This window comes from Streptomyces sp. L2 (assembly GCF_004124325.1).
Taxonomy (GTDB): domain Bacteria; phylum Actinomycetota; class Actinomycetes; order Streptomycetales; family Streptomycetaceae; genus Streptomyces.
In genome coordinates, this window is record NZ_QBDT01000001.1 from 7,354,531 (window position 1) to 7,370,738 (window position 16,208).

Sequence of the window (16,208 nt, forward strand, 5' to 3'; positions counted from 1 at the left end):
TCATGGGCGTGACGGCTTCACCAGTAGTCGGGCAGGTGGTAGCGGTGGGTGTTGGTGGCGTGCCACTCGTGGTTGCCGGAGACCCAGGCGGCGAGCCCCTGGGCGTAGCGCTCCACCAGGGGCGAGGTGGCGGACAGCAGCGCCGCCTCCTCCTCGAAGGCCTCCATGATCCGGTTGTGGATCTCGACGGATCTCAGATAGGCGGCCTTCAGCCCGCAGCGGTCGTTCGCGGCGACGACCTGCGGGAGATTGAGGTGGGTGGGGTCGTTGGCCAGCTCCTTGGTGAAGGAGTACAGGTCGTTGACGATGGTCGTGGCGTTGCAGGCCAGCGCGGTGATCCGCTGGATCTCGGGGCGGGCGTAGACCTGCTCGGGCAGTTCGTAGCCGTCCACCGCGTCGACGATCGACAGACAGGGCCGGAAGTTGTTGAACTGCCGCATCACCAGGTACTCCCACACCTGGGGCCGGTGCCGGGTCTCTGACCAGGCGGCCTCGGCCAGGTAGCCGAGGTGCAGCCGTGCCACGTCGTGCACGAACCGGTCGGTCTGGCTGGGCGTGGCGAGGACGGCGAAGTCCTTCAGCGCGAAGTGGTAGGAGCGCAGCGGACCGTCGGCCCGCATGCCGTGCCGCCACTCCTCCTCCAGCTCCGGGATGCCGTGGTACGGGTCGAGGGCCGACTGGGCGAGGATCAGCCGCCCGCCGAGGCCCCTCGCGGAGCCGCCGCGGTCCTCGCAGTAGCAGTCGTCGACGATGTTCTCGGCGAGCAGCAGCTTGCCGGCGACCGTGAGGCGTTCCAGGTCGGCGGCCCCCGGGTGCTGGAGCACCACGGCCCGGCCGAACTGGAAGCCGGTGAAGTCGCCCAGCCAGGCCGCCGGGAACAGGTCGAGCCGGCGGGCCCAGTCCTCCACCCGGCGGTCGACCTCGGCGACCTTCTCGGGATCGGCGGGCACGGCCGGCCGGTACAGCAGGCCGGGGATCGCCCCGGTGCGCCGGGCCCGAAGGCTGTGCGCCAGGTTCGGGGGGCCGGGCAGACGGTAGGCGGCGGTGGATGCGTTCATGACGTGCTCCGGGCCCTCACTCGGCCGTCCGGCCGATCTGGACGTTCTCCAGGATCCCCGCCGCGTCCGGCACGAGGATCGCCAGCGAGTAGTAGGCCGTGACGAGGTAGTTGATGATCGCGGCGGAGTCGATGCCCATGAAGCGGACGTTCAGTCCGGGCTGGTGCTCCTCCGGGATGCCGGTCTGGTAGAGGCCGACGACACCCTGGTCGGCCTCGCCGGTGCGCAGCGCGATGATGCTGCTGGTGTGGTCGCCGGCGACCGGGATCTTGCTGCACGGGAAGATCGGCACCCCGCGCCAGGCGGGCACCTCGTGCCCGTCGACGCTGGTGGTGCCGGGTACCAGTCCGCGCCGGTTGCACTGCCGGAAGAAGGCGGCGATCGCCTTCGGGTGGGCGAGGAACACCCGGGTCTTGCGGCGCATCGACAGCAGTTCGTCCATGTCGTCCGGGGTGGGCGGGCCGGTGAAGGTGCTGATCCGCTGCCCGTAGTCCACGTTGTGCAGCAGCCCGAACTCCCGGTTGTTGACCAGCTCCCACTCCTGGCGCTCGCGGATCTCCTCGATGGTCAGCCGCAGCTGCTGGGCGGTCTGGTCCATCGGGTCGTTGTAGAGGTCGGCGACCCGGGTGTGGACGCGCAGCACGGTCTGGGTCAGGGACAACTCGTACTCGCGCGGCGCGAGTTCGTAGTCGACGAAGCCGCCGGGCAGGGTCTGTTCGCCGACGTGCCCGGCCTGCACCGGGACGTCGGCCTCGCCCTTGCGGTTCATCGGCCGGTGCTGCCGCTCGACGTACGCCTCCAGATGGGCCGCGAGCGAGGGCACCCGGTCGGTGAACTCCTCGACCACGGCCCAGGGCAGCGCGAGCACCACGCAGGCGGTCTCGGCGCGGACCGAGGTCAGCCACAGCGGGTCGGTCTGGCCGACCGCCTCGTCGCCCATCTGGTCGCCGTCGGAGACGACCCCGATGATCTCCTCGTCGCCGTACTTGCCGCTGGTGAACCGGGTGAACCGGCCGTGCACGACCAGATAGGCCTCCGTGACGGGCTGCCCGGCCTCGAACAGCACCTGCCCGGCGCGGATCTCCCGGGACCGGAACCGGCCGGCGATCTCCCGCAGCACGTCCAGGTCGTCGTAGCCGCGCAGGATCGTCAGCTCGGTCAGCGTCTCGGGGATGACCCGGATGTCGTCGGCCCCGTTCTGCTCGAAGTGCACTCGGCCGCGCCCGGTACGCAGCTGGAGGCGCCGGTTGACCCGGTAGGCGCCGCCCTTGACGTCCACCCACGGCAGCGACTTCAGCAGCCATCGCGAGGTGATGGCCTGCATCTGGGGTTCGGACTTGGTCGTGGTGGTGAGCTGACGTGCCGCCCGGGTGCTGAGACTGGTGAGCGAGCCGTCGGCGGCCGGGTCGGGGGCGGGTTCGTCGAGGGCGGAACCGGTGGCACTGTCCGGTGTGGACACATTCCCTCCTTCTGAGCGGTGAACGAACAGGGGGGACCGGATCGATCGGTGGTGAGCGTGGTGGGGATGCGCTCGGACCCAAGCCAAACAGTCACGGGAGGCGCCTGGTACGGCGCGAAGGGGGCGGATCCGCCCCCCGGAGTCGTAAACAGGTCGGACGAGGCGCGGCGCACGCGGCCGCACGCCCGGGCGCCGGTGCGGTGCTCCCGCGAGCCGGGACGATCAAGGGCGGCGAGGGATTGGATCACCGGGCGCGAGGGGACACGGCACGCCCGCCGCCCGCGGGACCCCGGCTCGGCGCGCGGGCCGGCGGCCGGGTGGCTAGCGTGAGGTCCGGGGACACATCCGGACCGAGCGAGAGGGCCCGACCATGGCCGTGCAACCCGAGGGAACGCCCTGCTGGGCCGATGCGATGTTCAGCGACGTCGAGGGAGCCAAGAGGTTCTACGGCGACGTCCTCGGCTGGACCTTCGGCGACTCGTCGTCGGAGTACGGCAACTACACGCAGGCGTACGCGAACGGCAAGGCGGTGGCCGCCGTGGTGCCGCCCATGCCCGGCCAGGAGGGCCAGTCGCAGTGGTGCCTGTACTTCGCCTCGCCGGACGCGGCGGCGACCGCCGACAAGGTCCGCGCCAACGGCGGCGAGGTGCTGATGGAGCCGATGCGGGTCGGTGACTTCGGCACCATGTGCCTGGCGCGCGAGCCCAGTGGCGCGGTGTTCGGCGTGTGGCAGGCGGGCGTGCACGAGGGCTTCGAGGCGACAGCGACCCCCGGCGCCTACTGCTGGGCGGAGGTGTTCACCCGCGAGCCCGAGAAGGCCGACGGCTTCCTGGCCGCCGTCTTCCCGTACCGGATGAAGGAGATCGAGGACGAGGCGGTCGACTTCCGGATGTTCGACATCGGCGAGGACACCGTCCTCGGCCGGATGCGGATGACCGACGACTTCCCGCCCGAGGTGCCCTCCTACATCAACGTCTACTTCACCGTGGACGACTGCGACGCCGCCGTCGCCCGCGCCGGCGAGCTGGGCGGCGTGCTCCGCTTCGGCCCGATGAGCAGCCCCTTCGGGCGGTTCGCGGCGCTCAGCGACCCGCAGGGAGCCAACTTCTCGGTGATCGACATCACGACCACCGAGGGCGAGATGCCGAAGATCAAGGACGCCTGAGCCCGCTGGACGCCTGAGCCCGTCCGGACGGAGGGTCCGCCCGGACGGAGGGTCCGCGCGGTCATGGCATGATCGGGCGCATGCGTGAACGTGTGGTGGCCGCGTGCGACGGGGCTTCGAAGGGAAACCCCGGACCGGCCGGATGGGCATGGGTGGTCTCCGGCGACGACGAGCGGACCCCGGCCCGCTGGGAGGCCGGCCCGCTCGGCCGGGCCACGAACAACGTCGCCGAACTGACGGCGCTGGAGCAGTTGCTCACCGCCGTCGACGCGGACGTGCCGCTGGAGATCCGGATGGACTCCCAGTACGCGATGAAGGCCGTCACCGCGTGGCTGCCCGGCTGGAAGCGCAACGGCTGGAAGACCTCCGCCGGGAAGCCGGTCGCCAACCAGGACCTGGTGGTCCGCATCGACGCCCTGCTGGACGGCCGGTCCGTCGAGTTCCGCTACGTCCCCGCCCACCAGGTCGACGGCGACCCGCTGAACGACTTCGCCGACCGCGCCGCCAGCCGGGCCGCCACCGTGCAGGAGGCGGCCGGCAGCGCGCTGGGCTCCCCGGAGCCGCCGGCCTCGCCCGACATCCCGGCCCGGGCGCCGCGCGCGAAGTCGCCCCGCCGCGGTGGGACGTCCGGCGGGTCGGGCGGGTCGTCCCGCACCATCAAGGCCAAGTTCCCCGGCCGCTGCCTGTGCGGCCGGGGGTACGCGGCCGGCGAGTCCATCGCCAAGAACGCGCAGGGCTGGGGCCACCCGGAGTGCCGCGGCGCCGACGCCTGATCAGTCGTCGGCGACATCAGCCGTCGGCGAAGACACCCGAGGTCGGCATCACTCGTCGTCGAAGGTGTAGAACGCGGTGTGGTCCAGCAGGTCCGCCGGGCGCACGTCGTTCCACGGCTTCATCGTCTCGTCCAGGTCGACGACGTCCGGCGTGCCCCCGGTCGGCACGTAGCCCGCGTCGGGGTGGCGGCGCCGCCACTCGGCCCACAGCTTGTCGACGAAGGCGTGGTGCAGCCAGAACACCGGGTCGTTGGGGGAGACCCCGGTGGCCATCTGGCCGCCCACCCACACATGGACGCGGTTGTGCAGATTGACCCCGCGCCAGCCCTCCAGATGGTTGCGGAAGCCGTCCGAGGCACTGTTGTACGGCGGCATGTCGTACGTCCGTATCGACAGCACCGACTCCACCTCCGCCCGCGTCGGCAGCTCGCGCACGCCCGCGCCGAGCGAACGGCGCAGGAACGTACGGCCGTCCACGCGCACGCTGACCGGCCACTCGCCGGCGGCCGCGGCGAACGGGCCGTCCATCACCCGGCCGTCCGAGGCGCGCCCGGTCCCGCCGAGGAAGTCCGGCGCCCACAGCGCGGCGCGCACCGTGCGGTCCGTGCTCCAGTCCCAGTAGGGCAGCGCCACGGAGGGGTCCACCGACTGCAGCGCCCGCTCGAAGTCGAGCAGGAATCTGCGGTGCCAGGGCAGGAAGGACGGCGAGCGGTGGCCGGTGCGTGCACCGGTGTCGGTGTCGGCCATGATGAAGGCGTTGTGGGTGCGGACGAACGCGTCATAGCGTCCGCTGCGCTTGAGTTCGAGGACGGCGCCGGTGAAGCGCCGCTTCTCGTCGGCGGTCAGGGCGGCCTGGTTCTTGCGTACGGTCATGGGTGCGGTGCTCCGGATCGGCCGTGCGATCGTCCGTGCGATCGGCTGCGCGACGGCGGTCGGTGGTGGTCAGTTGGCGGGGAACGGCAGCAGGGCGGCGCCCCGCAGTTCGTCGACCGCGGCGCGCGCGGCGGCGAGCGGGGTCGGCACCGGGTCGTAGTGGGTGACGACGCTGATCCAGGTGCCGTCGGCGTTCCGCATCAGATGCAGCGGCACCCCGTCGACGAACACGGCGTAGCCGCCCCCGTGTTCGTGGTGGTGGCCGCTCCCGGTCGCCGGGCGGCCCTGTATCCGGCGGCCGTGGTAGACCTCGTCGAACGACTCCGGTGCGCCGTGCCGGTGTTCGGGTTCGTGGGGACGCGTGGCCGCGCGGGCGCCGGGTGCGAGCAGGGTGCCGGCTCCGGCCGCCGCGGCGAGGGCGGCGGCGCTGGAGAGGGCGCGGCGACGGGTGGGTCCGGGCATACGGGTCCTCCTGAGGGGGGTGTGGGAGTGGTGACTCCGCATGCCTACCGGGACGCTTCGTGGGGAGGAAATCGCCCGGACCCGGTTGGCCGTGATCCGGACAATTAGCCACATGTCGTACAGATTTGAACGAAGATGATCTTGCCTGCGCCGTGAGTCGGCGCCCACCGGAACGGGTAATTCCTTGCCGTGGCGCCCCGCTTTCCGGTGGTCCTTCGCGCCTGGCGCCCGCCCGGGTGACGCGGCTCACCGACCCGAATTGACGCGATCCGGAAGCCCGGCACCCCACCCCCGCTCCTGCTACTCTGCGAGGCCGATCGACCACATCAGGTGACTGTCAGGGGTGTGCTGCGTGAAGGTCGTCTGTGCCGGAGGAGGGCCCGCGGGCCTGTACCTCGCGATCCTGCTCAAGCTGCAGGACCCGTCCCACGACATCACCGTCCACGAACGCAACCCCGAGGGGTCGACCTACGGCTGGGGGGTGACGTACTGGCGCGGACTCCTCGACCGGCTCCAGGCCCGCGACCCCGAGTCCGCGGCCGTGATCGGGGAGCACTCGGTGTGCTGGAGCGACGGCGTCGCCCACGTCCGGGAGCTGACCACCCGTCACCACGGCGACGAGGGCTTCGGCATCGGCCGGCACCGCCTGCTGGACCTGCTCGCCACCCGCGCCCGCGCACTGGGCGTACGGCTGGAGTACGAGAGCGAACTGACCGAACCGCCCGCCGCCGACCTCGTGGTCGCCGCCGACGGTGTGCACAGCCTGCTGCGCGGCCGGCACGCCGCCCACTTCGGCACCGACCTCGTCCCCGGCCGCAACCGCTACATCTGGCTCGGCACCACCAAGGTCTTCGACGCCTTCACCTTCGCCTTCGTCGAGACCCCGCACGGCTGGATCTGGGCCTACGGCTACGGCTACAGCGCCGAGCACAGCACCTGCGTCATCGAATGCGCCCCCGAGACCTTCACCGGGCTCGGCCTGGACCGCGCGGACGAGGGCGAGCAACTCGCGCTGCTGGAGAAGCTCTTCGCCGGCGTCCTCGACGGCCACCGGCTGATCGGGCGCCCCTCGGCCGGCGGCACCGCGCCCTGGACGACCTTCCGCACCCTGACCAACCGCACCTGGCACCGCGGCAACCTGGTCCTGCTCGGCGACGCCGCCCACACCACCCACTACTCCATCGGCGCCGGCACCACCCTCGCCGTGGAGGACGCCATGTGCCTCGCCGACGCCCTGCGCGAACACAGCGCCCTGCCGGACGCCCTCGCCGCCTATGAGCGGCGGCGCCGGTCCGACCTGCTCTCCGTGCAGAGCGCGGCCCGCTACAGCGCCCAGTGGTACGAGAACCTGCCCCGCTACATCCACCTGCCCCCGCACCGGATGTTCGCCCTCCTCGGCCAGCGCCACTCGCCGCTGCTGCCGTACGTGCCGCCCCAGCTGTACTACGGCCTCGACAAGGCGGTGGGGCGGCTGGAGGTACTGCGCCGGCTCAAGCGCTGGGCCGGACCCAGGGCCGCGCGGGCCCTGCACGCGCGGTCGACGTCCGCGAAGTGACCCGGCCGTCGGCCGTGGGCCGCGCCGGGGAACGTTGGTGAAAGGCCATTCACCCGATAAGGTGAATTGTTATTCACCCCGTACCCCGTGCCGTCCGCAGGAGCGCCGATGGACCACCCCGCCCCGATACCCCAGTCCCCGGCCGGCCCGTCCCGGCTGCGGGACCGGCTCACCATCCCGGTACTGGCATCGGGCGGCATCCTCATGGCCGTCATGCAGACCGTCGTCGTACCGCTCCTGCCGGACCTGCCCCGGCTCACCGGTTCGTCGGCCGCCGCCGTCTCCTGGACCGTGACCGCGACCCTGCTGTCCGGCGCCGTCCTCACCCCCGTCCTCGGCCGGGCCGGCGACATGTACGGCAAGCGGCGGGTGCTCACCGCGGCGCTCGCCCTGATGACTGTCGGCTCGGTCATGTGCGCGCTGTCCTCCGACATCGCCGTGATCATCACCGCCCGCGCGCTCCAGGGCGCGGCCGCCTCCGTCGTCCCGCTCGCCATCAGCATCCTGCGCGACGAACTGCCGCCCGAGCGCCGGGGCTCGGCGGTCGCCCTGATGAGCTCCACCGTCGGCATCGGCGCCGCCCTCGGCCTCCCCCTCGCCGCGCTGGTCGTGCAGTACGCCGACTGGCACACCATGTTCTGGCTCACCAGCGCCCTCGGCGCACTGGGCGTCGCGGCCACCTGGTGGGCGGTCAAGGAGTCCCCGGTACGCGAACCCGGCCGCTTCGACGTCCTCGGCGCCCTCGGCCTCACCGTCGCCCTCGTCAGCCTGCTGCTCGGCGTCTCCCAGGGCGGCCAGTGGGGCTGGACCAGCGCCCGCGTGCTCGGGCTGTTCGCCACCACCGTGATCGTCATGGCCCTGTGGTGGTGGCAGCAGCTGCGGACCGAACGGCCTCTCGTCGACCTGCACCTCGTCACCCGCCCCCGGGTGGGCCTCTCCCACGTGGCCGCCCTGCTCACCGGCTTCGCGTTCTACGCCAACTCCCTCGTCACCGCGCAGCTCGTCCAGGCACCGAAGGCCACCGGATACGGCCTGGGCCTCTCCATCGTCGCCACCGGCCTGTGCCTGCTGCCCGGCGGCGTCACCATGCTCCTCTTCTCCCCCCTGTCCGCCCGCATCTCGGCCGCCCGCGGACCCAGGATCACCCTCGCCCTCGGCGCCGCCGTCATCGCCTGCGGCTACGTCGTCCGGATCGCCGACAGCCGCGACCTGTGGATGATCATCCTCGGCGCCACCGTGGTGTCCACCGGCACCACACTCTGCTACTCGGCGCTCCCCACCCTGATCCTGCGCGCCGTCCCGGCCGCGCAGACCGCCTCCGCCAACGGCGTCAACGTGCTCATGCGCACCATCGGCCAGGCCGTCTCCAGCGCCGCCGTCGCCGCCGTCCTCGTCCACCACAGCAGCCTCGTCGGGCGGATCCCGGTACCCACCCTGCACGGCTACCTCATGGCGTTCGCCATGGCCGGCGCCGTCGCCCTCGCCGCCTGCGCGGCGGCCCTGACCATCCCCGGCGACGGCCCGGCCGGCGGCGTCCGCCGCGCCCGCGGCGCCACCCGGGGCGCGCGCGACGGGGCGATGGAGGGAGCATGAGTGCCGTGAGCACTCCACCCGGCTCCGAGGCCACCGCCCCCGCCCGGCGCGACGCCGAGGCCACCAAGGCGGCGATCCTCAAGGCGGCCCGCTACCTGCTGGCCCGGCACGCCCACGCCGACATCACCCTCAAGGCCGTCGCCGAGCGGGCCGGCGTCAGCCCGCCGCTGATCCTGAAGTACTTCGGCAACAAGGACGCCCTGTTCGCCTGCGTCATGTCCTTCGACACCGACGCCGACGACCTGCTCGACGCGCCGCTCGACGACCTCGGCCGGCACATGGTCCGGCACGTCCTGGCCAGCCAGCGCGACCGGGGTGCCGACCCGCTGCTGCGCATCGCCTTCGCCCCGCTGCACGGCGAGCACGGCGACGTGCTGCGCGCCAACTTCCGCGCCCAGGTCACCGAACGCCTCGCCGCCCGCCTCACCGGCCCCGACGCGGGCCTGCGCGCCGAACTCGCCGTCGCCGGCCTCATCGGCCTGGGCGTGATGTACGGCATCGCCCGCGGCCCGCACCTGCACGGCACCGACGCGGACGCCGTCGCCGACCGCTACGGGTCGGCCATCCAGGCGCAGTTGACACCCGAGGCCAGGGCGTAGGGCCTCCCGTCGGTCTCAGCCCCGCTCGCCCGGACCGGTGAGCAGGCTCTGCGCCGACGCGCGGAACGCCGCCACCAGCCGGCTGGTGGCGTCCGCGCGGGTGGCCGGCGCGACATGGCTCGGCCCGACACCGTGCAGCGGGACCGCCACCAGGTCGGGGCGGATCGCGATGCCGCACACACCGGGCGCGATGGCCAGGTCTCCCCGGACGCGACGAGTTCGAACTTCTCCTCGAAGGCGCCGACGTACGGGCCGTCGGGCGCCGGACTGCCGTCGGGACGCGGGTCGACGCGCCAGAACGCGTCCCAGAGCGGATCCGTGACCCGGGGCAGGGGCTCGCCGGCGATGTCGTCCCGGCTCCCGCGCGGCGTCCGGTCCAGCAGCCGCGCGCCGAGCTGCTGCTCCAGCCGCCGTCCCTGACGGCTCAGCGACGGCTGGGTGACGTGCAGCGCGGCGGCGGCACGGCCGAAGTGCCGGTGCCCGGCGACGACTGCCCGTCGCCGGCCTCACCCCGCGGGAGGCCGGCGGCCACTTCGGCTGGCTCGCCCGGTTCGTGGCGGCCGACAACCCCACCTCCAGCGCGCTGACGCGCGAGCTGCTCGGCTGGGAACCGCGCGAACCAGGACTCCTCGCGGACCTCGACGAGGGCCACTACTTCGAGGACCGGGACGCCGCCTAGAGCACCGGAGCACCGCCTGGAGGACCGGAGCACCGCCTGGAGGACCGGAGCACCGCCCGGCCGAGACCCGGGCGGCCGACATTCCGGGGCGGCTCGTGCCACGCGGGCCGCCCGACGGATGTCAGACTGGCGCCATGGACGAACGCGGCATCGGCAGGTCGGGCCAGTGGGCCTCCGTCATCGGACTCGGCACCTGGCAGCTCGGCGCCGACTGGGGCGCCGTCGCCGACAAGGAGGCCGTCCTGGAGGCGGCGGCCGAGTCGGGCGTCACCTTCTTCGACACGGCCGACGTCTACGGCGACGGACGCAGCGAGGACACCATCGCCACTTTCCTGGCCACCCGGCCCGACCTGCACGTCCTGGTGGCCACCAAGATGGGCCGCCGAGTCGAGCAGATCCCGCAGAACTACGTCCTGGACAACTTCCGCGCCTGGAACGACCGGTCCCGCCGCAACCTCGGGGTGGACCGCCTCGACCTGGTGCAACTGCACTGCCCGCCCACCCCGGTGTACTCCTCCGACGAGGTGTTCGACGCCCTGGACACCCTGGTCGAGGAGGAGCGCGTCGCCGCGTACGGGGTGAGCGTGGAGACCTGTGCCGAGGCACTCGCCGCCATCGCTCGGCCGCACGTGGCGAGCGTGCAGATCATCCTGAACCCGTTCCGGATGAAGCCCTTGTACGAGGTGGTGCCCGCCGCCCGGGAGGCCGGCGTCGGCATCATCGCGCGGGTCCCGCTCGCCTCCGGTCTGCTGTCCGGCAAGTACCGCAAGGACACGGTGTTCGCGCCCGACGACCACCGCACCTTCAACCGGCACGGCGAGGCCTTCGACCAGGGCGAGACCTTCTCCGGCGTCGACTACGAGACCGGGGTGGAGGCCGCCGCCGAGTTCGCCGCGCTCGCCCCCGAGGGCTACACCCCGGCCCAGCTGGCGCTGCGCTGGATCATCGAGCAGCCCGGTGTCACCACGGTCATCCCCGGCGCCCGCGACCCGGAACAGGCCCGGGCCAACGCGCGGGCGGCCAAGCTGCCGCCGCTGCCCGGGGAGACGTTCACCGCTATCCGCGAGCTGTACGACCGCCGGATCCGGGAGCAGGTCGAACACCGCTGGTAGCGCCGGCGCGGCCGTTTGAACGAACGGCCGCGCGGTTACACGCACCGCATGAGCCAGGAGGGCCGGCGCACGGGGCGTGACGAGACCGACGACGAACGGGCCGACCGGATGTGGGTCGAACTCATCCAGGAGGTCCGGGTGGCGCAGACGGGCGTGCAGATCCTGTTCGGCTTCCTGCTGACCGTCGCGTTCCAGCCCAAGTACGCCGACCTGGCCCCCACCGACCAGGTCATCTACATCGTCACCGTCGTCCTCGGCGCCTGCGCGACCGGCGCCCTGATCGGGCCGGTGTCCCTGCACCGCCTGGTCTCCGGCAGACGGGTCAAGCCGCAGGCGGTGCGGCTGGCGTCCCGGATGACGCTCGTCGGCCTGGCCCTGCTGTTCGCGACGATGACCTCGTCCCTGCTGCTCATCCTGCGCGTGGCCACCCACGGCTATCTGCCCTGGCTGGTCGTGGCCGTCGCCGCCTGGTACCTGACGTGCTGGTACATCCTGCCCCTGTGGGCCCGCCGCGCCTACTCCGGCCGGTCCGGCGACTGAGCGTCCCGGCCGCGGGCGCTCAGCCCGTGGAGAGGATCTCCGCGAGGATGTCGTCGGCGCGGAACTCCTCCTGCCCGGGCGGCACCACCTCATGGATGTCGCGCAGGAACGCGGCGACCGCCGGCGCCCACGCGGACACCACGGCCCGCTGCCGGCCGCCGTCCGGCCGGACGTCCCCGAGGAACTCCATGCGCAGCTCCCGCCACATCCCCACGGAGACGGGGCGCAGCCGTACGTCCCCGACCCCGACCGCCCGGTGCAGGCCGTCGGAGAGCATCTCCCGGTCGAGCCGCCAGCGGGCCAGCGCCTGGCCGTCGTAGGCGAACACGGCGGTGACGGCGAACGGGTCGTCGGCGTCGTAGCTGAGGTGGGCGAGCACCGAACACCGGTCGGTGCCGCCCGCCCGCAGCTGCACCACCAAAGTCTTGTGCACGAACGCGTTCACACGAGGGCCTTTCGAGAAGCGGCGTAGGTCTCCCGAGTACCCCCGCCGGGCGAATGATGCTCCGCCGTCCGGGTCAGCCGAAGGCCTCGCGGAGCGCGGGCAGCAGGGTCTTCGCCGACCAGTCCAGGTACTCCGGCTGGCTGTCGCCGCCGATCTGCACCAGGGCGATCTCCCCGAACCCCGCCTCGGCATAGGGCCGTACGGCCTCGACGAAGGCGTCCGGGTCGTCGCCGCACGGGATCGAGGAGGCGACGTCGTCGGTGGTGACGAACTGGGCGGCGGCCTCGAAGGAGTCCGGGTGGGGCAGTTCGGCGTTGACCTTCCAGCCGAGCCCGAACCAGCGGAACTGGGCGTGGGCCCGCTTGACGGCGGTGTCCCGGTCCGGGTCGTAGCACACCGGCAGCTGTCCCACCCGCGGCTTGCCCGTGCCACCGTGCCGGTCGAACGCCTCCAGCAGTCCCGCCTTGGGCTCCGTGGCGATGACCAGGTCCGCCAGCCGCCCGGCGAGGGTGCAGGACTGCTCGCCGGCGACGGCGACGCCGATCGGCGGGGGCACGTCCGGCAGGTCCCACAGCCGGGCCGAGTCCACGTCGAAGTGGGCGCCGTGGTGCGTCACATGACCGCCCTCGAACAGCGCGCGGATGATCCGCACCGCCTCCTCCAGCATCTCGTGGCGCACGTCCACCGGTGGCCAGCCGCCGCCCACCACGTGCTCGTTCAGGTTCTCCCCGGCGCCCAGCCCGAGCCGGAACCTGCCCTCGGAGAGCAGTTGCAGGGTCGCCGCCTTCTGCGCCACCACCGCCGGGTGGTAGCGGCCCGTCGGGCAGGTCACGTACGTCATCAGCGGAATCCGCGAGGTGGCCTGCGCGGCGGCGCCCAGCACCGACCAGGCGTACGGCGAGTGGCCCTGCGCGCGCAGCCACGGAAAGTAGTGGTCCGAGGTGACGGAGAAGTCGAAGCCCGCCTCCTCGGCCCGCACCAGATGGTCCACCAGGTCCCGGGGGCCGGCCTGCTCGGTCATCATCGTGTATCCGATTCTCACCATGGGGCCCGAGTCCCCGTGGCGCGGGGCGGAAAACGGCCGGGCGCCGGGCTCACTCGTCCGGCACCCGGAACGTGCCCAGGAATGTCCGCAGCGCCAGCCGGCTGGCGGAGTCCTCCCAGGTGCCGGCCGTGGTGGTGAAGCGCAGGGAGAAGCCCTGGTGCCCGCCCACCAGGAAACCCCGCCCGAAGGTGTGCACCCGGCGGCCCCCGGTTCCGGCGAGCCACTCCAGGTCGGCCGCCTTGTGGCCCTGGTAGGTGGTGGCGCGGACGTCACCGATCCGGTGGTAGCCGTCGAGCCGCTCCAGGCCCGGCTCGACGTCGTCCCGCCAGACGGCGACCGGGTCCGGGCCGAGCCCCTCGCTGTGGGTGACGGCCAGCGCCGGGGCGTCGCCGCCCGGGCCGAAGGTGATCCGGTAGGCGTGGCCGGTCCCGCGGACGGTGGACAGCCGCTTCCACCCAGGCGGCAGGGCCACCGAGAAGCCCTCCGGCGCGGTCAGCCGGCGGTAGCCGTCCGGCAGGGCGGAGGCCGAACCGGCGCCCGCGCCGGGCCGGGCGCTCGCGGTGCCCCCGCCGGTGCCGTCCGTGCGGGTGGCCGAGGGGGACGGCGCGGCGCTCGCCCCGGATGAGGCGCTCGCCCCGGATGAGGCGCTCGTCGTGGAGCCGCCGGGCAGATGGTGGGTCGCGGCCAGCGCGGCGACGGTGACGGCGAGGACGGCCAGCGCGCACCCTGCGGCCAGGGCCCGCCGGCCCCGGCCCGGCCCCCGGTGCCCGAGGGCCGCCCGGACACCGCCGTGCCGTACGACGCCCGCGGCAGCGTCCCGCCCGCGGCCGTCGGCCGGCTCCGGGCCGGCCTCCTCTTCCTCGTCGAGGGCCCGGAGCAGGGCTTCGCGGACCACCGGCCGGGCGAGCCGCTCGCGGGAGTTCTTGCGCAGCAGGCCCTGCACGGTCTGGGTGAGGGGACCCGTGCGCAGCGGCGCGCGCAACGGCAGCCGGTCCACCGCCTTCAGCGTGGCGTCCGGCCGGCCGCGGTCCCGGAACGGGGGACGGCCCTCGACCATCGTGTAGAGGATCGCGCCGAGCGCCCACAGGTCGGCGGCCGGTCCGAGGCGTTCGTCGCGGGCCTGTTCCGGCGAGGCGTACGACGGTGCGGTGACCCGGGGCACCAGGGTCGCCCCGGCCAGGCCGAAGCCCGCGACCAGGGCCGGACCCCGCGCCCGCACGAAGACCTGGTCGGGGCTCAGCTCGCCGTGCGTGATGCCCGCGTCGTGCGCGGCCCGCAGGACGTCGAGCACGTCCAGGCCGATCCGGGCCGCCTGGCCGGCCGGGAACGGTCCCTCCTGGTCGAGGAGTTGACCGAGCGGTGTGCCGTCGATCCACTCGGTGACCGTCCACAGGGTGCCCGCCTCGACGACGGCGTCGACGACCCTGGCCACCCGCCCGGGGCACAGCAGGCGCATGGTCTCCGAGGTCTGGACGATCCGGGCCGTGGCCCGGGGCGCCGAGTCCGCCGGGCCGGGGTCGGGCAGGGCGGTCTGCGCGACCATGCGGGGCCGGTCCACCGCCACGTCCTCGGCGTACCACCACAGGCGGTTGGTCTCTCGGGCGAAGACCTCCAGGAGCCGGTACCGTCCTGCGACCAACTCGTGTGCGGACACCTGCGCCTTGCCCATGACCATCCCTCGCTGACACACCGGTTGCCGTTGTGCACAGAGGTACGCGGGCCGTGCGGGGGTGTGTTCAACGAGTCGCGGCTCCCGGGACAACGCTGTCTTTCGTTCAACTCCCCGGCGCGGTCCACGGGATGGGAGCGGGCGTCTCCGGCCGGCGGAAGGCGCCGGTCAGCGCAGTCCGAACCCGTCCGCCCAGCCGAGGACGTCAGCGGGCGACGCGTTGCCCCCGCAGACCACCAGCCCCAGCCGGACGCCGTCGCCGACGCGCGCCGCGACCTCCCGGGCGGCGGGCAGCAGACAGCCCGCGGCCGGCTCGGCCCACAGCTTGGCGTGCTCGGCGAGGTCCAGGCAGCCGCGCACGGCCTCCCGGTCCGGGACCACCAGGACCTCCTCGACCAGCTCCGACACATGGTCGTAGGTCAGCCGGGACACGCTCGGCGCGCTGAGCGTGGTGACGAGGGAGGACACCGGCACGGGCACCGGCCCGCCCGCCTTCAGCGCGGCCGACATGGCCTCGGCGCCCTCCGTCTCCACGCCCCACACCCGCACGCCCGGGCGGCGGGCGCGCAGCGCGGCGGCCACCCCGGCGATCAGACCGCCGCCGCCCACGCTGACGAGCACGTCCGTCAGCTCACCCGCGTCCGCGGCGAACTCCAGTCCCACCGTGCCCTGCGCGGCGATCACCACCGGGTCGTCGAACGGGTGGACCAGGGTCAGCCCCTCGTCGCGCAGCCGGGTCACCAGTTCGAAGGCGCTGTCCATGCCGTCGGTGAGCCGCAGGGACGCCCCGGCTCGCTCGGCGGCGGCGAGGGACCGGGCGGGCGCGGTACGCGGCATCACCACGGTGGCCTTGACGTCCAGGGCCGCCGCCATCACCGCGAGGGCGATCCCGTGGTTGCCGCCGCTGACCGCCACCACGCCCGCGGCCCGCTCGGCCTCGCTCAGCGACAGCAGCTTCGCCACCGCGCCGCGCGCCTTGAACGAGCCGGTGCGCTGGAGCAGTTCGAGCTTCGCGGTGACGGGGACGCCGAGCAGTTCGGACAGGCCGGGGCTGTCCGTGGTCGGCGTCCGTACGACGTGCCCGGCGATCCGCCCGGCGGCGGCCTCGATGTCCTGGAGGCCGATCAGCGTGCTCACGGTGGTTCACCTTCCCGGCGCGGGCCTGGGAAACCGCGCCGTTC

The 16,208-nt window shown here is 73.3% G+C and carries 16 protein-coding genes and 1 pseudogene; 8 read left to right on the forward strand and 9 right to left on the reverse strand.

From position 1 onward, the window contains the following. Positions 1-17: 17 nt before the first annotated feature. On the reverse strand, positions 18-1,058 hold the full coding sequence (locus DBP14_RS32895) for a family 2 encapsulin nanocompartment cargo protein terpene cyclase (protein WP_129311276.1): 1,041 nt from the start codon (positions 1,056-1,058) through the stop codon (positions 18-20). A 16-nt stretch (positions 1,059-1,074) separates the two neighbouring features. After that, positions 1,075-2,517 (reverse strand): family 2B encapsulin nanocompartment shell protein, encoded by a 1,443-nt coding sequence (locus tag DBP14_RS32900; protein WP_129311277.1) that lies wholly within the window; start codon positions 2,515-2,517, stop codon positions 1,075-1,077. A gap of 370 nt (positions 2,518-2,887) precedes the next feature. Here DBP14_RS32900 and DBP14_RS32905 point away from each other — a divergent pair, with 370 nt between their 5' ends. Both DBP14_RS32905 and DBP14_RS32910 read left to right on the forward strand, forming a co-directional pair. After that, complete coding sequence (locus tag DBP14_RS32905) at positions 2,888-3,682, forward strand: VOC family protein (protein WP_129311278.1); 795 nt, start codon at positions 2,888-2,890, stop codon at positions 3,680-3,682. A 68-nt stretch (positions 3,683-3,750) separates the two neighbouring features. Next, positions 3,751-4,455 carry a ribonuclease H gene (locus DBP14_RS32910; RefSeq protein WP_129311279.1) on the forward strand — a complete coding sequence of 235 codons (705 nt, stop codon included), beginning with the start codon at positions 3,751-3,753 and terminating at the stop codon, positions 4,453-4,455. A 48-nt stretch (positions 4,456-4,503) separates the two neighbouring features. Here DBP14_RS32910 and DBP14_RS32915 read toward each other — a convergent pair whose 3' ends face one another. Then, positions 4,504-5,328 carry a tyrosinase family protein gene (locus tag DBP14_RS32915; protein WP_129311280.1) on the reverse strand — a complete coding sequence of 275 codons (825 nt, stop codon included), beginning with the start codon at positions 5,326-5,328 and terminating at the stop codon, positions 4,504-4,506. Between the two features lie 69 nt (positions 5,329-5,397). Then, complete coding sequence (locus tag DBP14_RS32920) at positions 5,398-5,790, reverse strand: tyrosinase cofactor (protein ID WP_129311281.1); 393 nt, start codon at positions 5,788-5,790, stop codon at positions 5,398-5,400. Positions 5,791-6,142: 352 nt separating this feature from the next. On the opposite strand from DBP14_RS32920, the gene DBP14_RS32925 reads away from it, so the two are divergent. From DBP14_RS32925 to DBP14_RS32935, 3 genes are all read left to right on the forward strand, one after another. Further along, positions 6,143-7,345 (forward strand): FAD-dependent monooxygenase, encoded by a 1,203-nt coding sequence (locus DBP14_RS32925; protein ID WP_129311282.1) that lies wholly within the window; start codon positions 6,143-6,145, stop codon positions 7,343-7,345. Positions 7,346-7,453: 108 nt separating this feature from the next. Further along, positions 7,454-8,938 carry an MFS transporter gene (locus DBP14_RS32930; RefSeq protein ID WP_129311283.1) on the forward strand — a complete coding sequence of 495 codons (1,485 nt, stop codon included), beginning with the start codon at positions 7,454-7,456 and terminating at the stop codon, positions 8,936-8,938. Next, positions 8,935-9,537 carry a TetR family transcriptional regulator gene (locus DBP14_RS32935; protein WP_129311284.1) on the forward strand — a complete coding sequence of 201 codons (603 nt, stop codon included), beginning with the start codon at positions 8,935-8,937 and terminating at the stop codon, positions 9,535-9,537. The genes DBP14_RS32930 and DBP14_RS32935 overlap by 4 nt, the downstream gene beginning before the upstream one ends. A gap of 15 nt (positions 9,538-9,552) precedes the next feature. On the opposite strand, the pseudogene DBP14_RS32940 reads toward DBP14_RS32935, so the two are convergent. Next, a pseudogene (locus DBP14_RS32940) lies at positions 9,553-9,986 on the reverse strand (LysR family transcriptional regulator). A 104-nt stretch (positions 9,987-10,090) separates the two neighbouring features. Here DBP14_RS32940 and DBP14_RS37100 point away from each other — a divergent pair. From DBP14_RS37100 to DBP14_RS32955, 3 genes are all read left to right on the forward strand, one after another. Further along, the gene (locus DBP14_RS37100; RefSeq protein ID WP_347239678.1) at positions 10,091-10,216 is read left to right on the forward strand and encodes a hypothetical protein; all 126 of its coding nucleotides are present in this window, start codon (positions 10,091-10,093) and stop codon (positions 10,214-10,216) included. A gap of 134 nt (positions 10,217-10,350) precedes the next feature. Then, the gene (locus DBP14_RS32950; protein WP_129311285.1) at positions 10,351-11,328 is read left to right on the forward strand and encodes an aldo/keto reductase; all 978 of its coding nucleotides are present in this window, start codon (positions 10,351-10,353) and stop codon (positions 11,326-11,328) included. Between the two features lie 48 nt (positions 11,329-11,376). Further along, positions 11,377-11,868, forward strand: coding sequence for a DUF6328 family protein (locus DBP14_RS32955; RefSeq protein ID WP_129311286.1), 492 nt, complete (start codon positions 11,377-11,379; stop codon positions 11,866-11,868). 19 nt (positions 11,869-11,887) lie between these two features. Here DBP14_RS32955 and DBP14_RS32960 read toward each other — a convergent pair whose 3' ends face one another. From DBP14_RS32960 to DBP14_RS32975, 4 genes are all read right to left on the reverse strand, one after another. After that, on the reverse strand, positions 11,888-12,313 hold the full coding sequence (locus DBP14_RS32960; protein ID WP_129311287.1) for an SsgA family sporulation/cell division regulator: 426 nt from the start codon (positions 12,311-12,313) through the stop codon (positions 11,888-11,890). 73 nt (positions 12,314-12,386) lie between these two features. Then, on the reverse strand, positions 12,387-13,358 hold the full coding sequence (locus DBP14_RS32965; protein ID WP_129311288.1) for an LLM class F420-dependent oxidoreductase: 972 nt from the start codon (positions 13,356-13,358) through the stop codon (positions 12,387-12,389). A 49-nt stretch (positions 13,359-13,407) separates the two neighbouring features. Next, positions 13,408-15,033: a protein kinase gene (locus DBP14_RS32970; protein ID WP_129312206.1), complete on the reverse strand. Its 1,626-nt coding sequence runs from the start codon at positions 15,031-15,033 to the stop codon at positions 13,408-13,410. 162 nt (positions 15,034-15,195) lie between these two features. Further along, positions 15,196-16,155 (reverse strand): threonine/serine dehydratase, encoded by a 960-nt coding sequence (locus DBP14_RS32975; protein ID WP_129312207.1) that lies wholly within the window; start codon positions 16,153-16,155, stop codon positions 15,196-15,198. Between the last annotated feature and the right edge of the window lie 53 nt (positions 16,156-16,208).

What these genes read in the sequence shown, in the direction of transcription:
- DBP14_RS32895 (WP_129311276.1), bottom strand. Translation starts at nt 1,058, where the DNA reads ATGAACGCATCCACCGCCGCCTACCGTCTGCCCGGCCCCCCGAACCTG.
- DBP14_RS32905 (WP_129311278.1), top strand. Translation starts at nt 2,888, where the DNA reads ATGGCCGTGCAACCCGAGGGAACGCCCTGCTGGGCCGATGCGATGTTC.
- DBP14_RS32910 (WP_129311279.1), top strand. Translation starts at nt 3,751, where the DNA reads ATGATCGGGCGCATGCGTGAACGTGTGGTGGCCGCGTGCGACGGGGCT.
- DBP14_RS32915 (WP_129311280.1), bottom strand. Translation starts at nt 5,328, where the DNA reads ATGACCGTACGCAAGAACCAGGCCGCCCTGACCGCCGACGAGAAGCGG.
- DBP14_RS32920 (WP_129311281.1), bottom strand. Translation starts at nt 5,790, where the DNA reads ATGCCCGGACCCACCCGTCGCCGCGCCCTCTCCAGCGCCGCCGCCCTC.
- DBP14_RS32930 (WP_129311283.1), top strand. Translation starts at nt 7,454, where the DNA reads ATGGACCACCCCGCCCCGATACCCCAGTCCCCGGCCGGCCCGTCCCGG.
- DBP14_RS32935 (WP_129311284.1), top strand. Translation starts at nt 8,935, where the DNA reads ATGAGTGCCGTGAGCACTCCACCCGGCTCCGAGGCCACCGCCCCCGCC.
- DBP14_RS32950 (WP_129311285.1), top strand. Translation starts at nt 10,351, where the DNA reads ATGGACGAACGCGGCATCGGCAGGTCGGGCCAGTGGGCCTCCGTCATC.
- DBP14_RS32955 (WP_129311286.1), top strand. Translation starts at nt 11,377, where the DNA reads ATGAGCCAGGAGGGCCGGCGCACGGGGCGTGACGAGACCGACGACGAA.
- DBP14_RS32965 (WP_129311288.1), bottom strand. Translation starts at nt 13,358, where the DNA reads ATGGTGAGAATCGGATACACGATGATGACCGAGCAGGCCGGCCCCCGG.
- DBP14_RS32970 (WP_129312206.1), bottom strand. Translation starts at nt 15,033, where the DNA reads ATGGTCATGGGCAAGGCGCAGGTGTCCGCACACGAGTTGGTCGCAGGA.